The 4252-nt window shown below is 68.7% G+C and carries 3 protein-coding genes; all 3 read left to right on the forward strand.

Going from position 1 to position 4252, the window contains the following annotated elements:
* Positions 1-505 (forward strand): CoA transferase (locus AB0O67_RS36745; protein ID WP_365460273.1); only part of this gene is annotated, 505 nt, incomplete at its 5' end.
* A gap of 4 nt (positions 506-509) precedes the next feature.
* Complete coding sequence (locus tag AB0O67_RS36750) at positions 510-2654, forward strand: acetate--CoA ligase family protein (RefSeq protein ID WP_365460279.1); 2145 nt, start codon at positions 510-512, stop codon at positions 2652-2654.
* 122 nt (positions 2655-2776) lie between these two features.
* Positions 2777-4165: an OFA family MFS transporter gene (locus AB0O67_RS36755; protein WP_365460276.1), complete on the forward strand. Its 1389-nt coding sequence runs from the start codon at positions 2777-2779 to the stop codon at positions 4163-4165.
* Positions 4166-4252 lie beyond the last annotated feature (87 nt).

A 4252-nucleotide genomic window follows, 5' to 3' on the forward strand; every position in this document is an offset into this window, starting at 1 on the left:
AGGCCAGCCCGGTTGGGCGGTCAAGTGCGCGCCGGGCGGCCCGAACGACTACGTGTACGTCATCGTGCAGCCCGTCGGCTGGCAGCCGATCAGCGAGCTCATCGGCCGGCCCGAACTGGCCGACGACCCGGAGTGGTCGACGCCGGAGGCCCGGCTGCCCAAGCTCAACAAGATGTTCCAGCTGATCGAGGAGTGGTCCTCGACCCTGCCCAAGTGGGAGGTACTGGAGCGGCTGAACGCCCACAACATCCCGTGCGGGCCGATCCTGTCCACCAAGGAGATCATCGAGGACGCCTCGCTGGCGGCGAACGAGATGGTCGTCCGGGTGCCGCACCCCAAGCGCGGCGAGTTCATGACCGTCGGCAGTCCGCTGAAGCTGTCCGACTCCCCTGTGGAAGTGACCAGTTCGCCGCTGCTGGGCGAGCACAACGCCGAGGTCTACGTCGGCGAGCTCGGCCTCGGCGACGAGGAGCTGCTCCTGCTCAAGTCGAACGGAGTGATCTGACGTGATGGCCGAAGACCGGGTGCTGAGGGTGCGCACCCTCCTCGACACCGTCCGGGCAGCGGGGCGCACGGCGCTGACCGCCCCCGAGGGCAAGGTGCTCGCGGACGCGTACGGGATCGCCGTACCCGGTGAGGAGCTGGCGACCGACGTCGACGAGGCCGTGGCCTACGCGGCGCGGTTCGCCGGGCCCGTCGTGATGAAGATCGTCTCGCCGGACATCCTGCACAAGACCGACGCCGGCGGGGTGGTCGTCGGGGTCGAGGGCGCCGCTGACGTGCGGGCCGCGTTCCACACGATCGTCGACAACGCCCGCGCCTACGACGCGAACGCCCGCATCGAGGGTGTGCAGGTGCAGGAGCTGCTCCCCAAGGGGCAGGAGGTCATCGTCGGCGCGGTGACCGATCCGACGTTCGGGAAGGTCGTGGCCTTCGGGCTCGGCGGCGTGCTGGTCGAGGTCCTCAAGGACGTCACCTTCCGGCTCGCGCCGGTGGACGCCGACGAGGCGCTGTCCATGCTGGACTCGATCCGGTCCGCGGAGATCCTGCGCGGGGTCCGCGGCGCCGCGGGGGTGGACCGGTGGGCGGTCGCCGAGCAGATCCGCCGGGTCTCCCAACTCGTCACGGACTTCCCGGAGATCGCCGAGGTCGACCTCAACCCGGTGATCGCCACGCCGCAGGGCGCGGTCGCCGCGGACATCCGGGTGATCCTCTCCGAGGCACCGGTGAAGCAGCGCCGCCGCTACTCGCGCGAGGAGATCCTCACGTCCATGCGCCGGCTGATGCAGCCGCGCACGGTCGCCGTGATCGGTGCCTCGAACGAGCAGGGCAAGATCGGCAATTCGGTGATGCGCAACCTCATCGACGGCGGCTTCTCCGGGGAGATCCACCCGGTGAACCCCAAGGCCGATGACATTCTGGGCCGCAAGGCGTACAAGAGTGTCACGGACGTTCCCGGTGAGGTGGATGTGGCCGTGTTCGCCATTCCCGCCAAGTTCGTGGCCGCGGCGCTGGAGGAGGTGGGACGCAAGGGGATACCCAACGCCGTCCTCATCCCCTCCGGGTTCGCGGAGACCGGTGAACACGAGCTACAGGCCGAGATCGTGGAGATCGGCGAGCGGCACGGCACCCGGTTGCTCGGCCCGAACATCTACGGCTACTACTCCACCTGGCAGGACCTGTGCGCCACGTTCTGCACGCCGTACGACGTGAAGGGCGGCGTCGCGCTGACCTCGCAGTCGGGCGGCATCGGCATGGCCATCCTGGGCTTCGCCCGCACCACCAAGACGGGCGTGTCCGCGATCGTGGGCCTCGGCAACAAGTCGGACCTGGACGAGGACGACCTGCTGACCTGGTTCGGTGAGGACCCGCACACCGAGTGCATCGCCATGCACCTGGAGGACCTCAAGGACGGCCGGGCCTTCGTGGAGGCCGCGCGGGAGACCGTGCCGAAGAAGCCGGTGGTGGTCCTGAAGGCGGGCCGTACGGCGGCCGGCGCGAAGGCCGCGGGCTCGCACACCGGCGCCCTCGCGGGCGACGACGCGGTGTACGACGACATCCTCAGGCAGGCGGGTGTCATCCGGGCGCCCGGCCTGAACGACATGCTGGAGTACGCGCGCGCGTTGCCGGTGCTGCCCGCCCCCCAGGGCGACAACGTCGTGATCATCACGGGGGCCGGCGGCAGCGGCGTACTGCTCTCCGACGCCGTCACCGACAACGGCCTGTCCCTGATGGAGATCCCGCCGGACCTGGACGAGGCGTTCCGCGAGTTCATCCCGCCCTTCGGGGCCGCGGGCAACCCGGTGGACATCACCGGGGGCGAGCCGCCGTCGACGTACGAGGCGACCATCCGGCTCGGCCTGGAGGACCCGCGCATCCATGCGCTCGTCCTCGGCTACTGGCACACCATCGTGACCCCTCCCATGGTCTTCGCCGAGCTCACCGCGCGCGTGGTGGCCGAGTTCCGGGAGCGCGGGATCGAGAAGCCGGTGGTGGCGTCGCTCGCGGGCGACGTCGAGGTCGAGGAGGCGTGCCAGTACCTCTACGAGCGAGGGGTCGTGGCGTACCCCTACACGACGGAGCGGCCGGTGGCCGTGCTCGGTGCGAAGTACCGGTGGGCACGGGCGGCAGGGCTGTTGGGGGGCGGCTCATGAGGTGAGCGAGGGGGGAGCCGGCCGACGGTGCGCGTCGGCCGGCCCCGGAACCCGTGCGCGCACGAAAGGCATTGGACAGGGGGCGCTGGCCAGATCTTTCGACGCAAGGGGTGCAAAACGACATGACAACGACCGATCTGCCAACATCGGTGGCCTACCGAGAGGTGACCGACGCCAACGGGCGTGTGTACCGCCTCGGTGAGACCGACATCGACATCATGGGCCGCAAGCGCAAGTGGATGGTCATCCTGCCGTGGATCGGCATGATGGGCATCAGCTCGGCCGAGTACGCGTTCGCGTCGGCCGAGGACACCCTGCACATCGCACACAGTTGGAACAGTGCGCACATCTTCTGGATGCTCGGTGTCTGGGTGTTCTTCCAGGCGGCGGTGGCCTTCCCCGCCGGAAAGCTCAGGGAAAGCGGCAAGCTGCCCGCCCGCTGGGCGATGATGCTCGGCGCACTCGGCACACTGCTCGGATATCTGTCCCTCGCGTACGCGCCGCATGTGATCGTCGCGTACATAGGGTTCGGCATGTTCAGCGGTATGGGCGCCGGCATGGTCTACGCGACCTGCGTGAACATGGTCGGCAAGTGGTACCCGGAACGCAAGGGAGGCAAGACCGGCTTCGTCAACGGCGGATTCGCCTACGGTTCCGTGCCGTTCGTCTTCCTCTTCACCGGCTACATGGATCTGACGAACTTCCGCTGGGTGCTTGTCGGGGTCGGTGTCTTCCTGGCCGGGGTGGTGGCCGTGTCCGGCTACTTCTTCAAGGACCCGCCGAAGAACTGGTGGCCCGAGGAGGTCGACCCGCTGCGGGTGCCGGACGACCACCGCGCCCGGCGCGCACTGGCGATGAACCCGCCGGCGGTCAAGCAGTACACCCCGAAGGAGGCCTGGAAGACCGGGCGGGTCGCGCTGATGTGGTTCTGCCTGATGTGCACGTCGGGCGTGAACATCTTCGGCATCGCCTTCCAGGTCGACATAGGCAAGGAGGCCGGTTTCGCCGGCGGAATAGTCGCGACGGCCATGTCACTCAAGGCCATCGTCAACGGCACCGGGCGCGGTGTGATCGGCTGGTTGTCGGACCGTTACGGGCGCAAGCGATGCCTGATCTTCGTCTGCATCGTCCTCGGCCTTTCCCAGTACGGCATCCTGTGGTCCGCCAACATCGAGAACCTCCCGCTGTTCCTGCTCTTCTCCAGCATCTCCGGGTTCGGCGGAGGCGCCATCTTCCCGATGTTCGCGGCGATGACGGCGGACTACTTCGGCGAGAACAACAACGCGTCCAACTACGGCCTGGTCTACAGCTCCAAGCTGGTGTCCGGCCTGCTCGGATCCGGCATGGGTGCCGTCGTGGTGGGCAACTGGGGCCACACCGGGGCGTTCACGCTGGCCGGCTCGATCTCGCTGTTCGCCGCGTTCATCGCACTGTTCCTGTCCCAACCGGGTCGGCCCAGGTCGAAGCGCATCGACCCCAACCCCCACCCGCTGGGCGAGGAGACGGCCTGACGTGACAGGTGGCCCGCGAGGCCGCACGAAGAGCCGCGAACGCGGACCGGGCGGCCCTTCCCCCGGCTGGGGGAAGGGCCGCCCGGT

This window comes from Streptomyces sp. NPDC086077 (assembly GCF_040686175.1).
GTDB lineage: Bacteria > Actinomycetota > Actinomycetes > Streptomycetales > Streptomycetaceae > Streptomyces.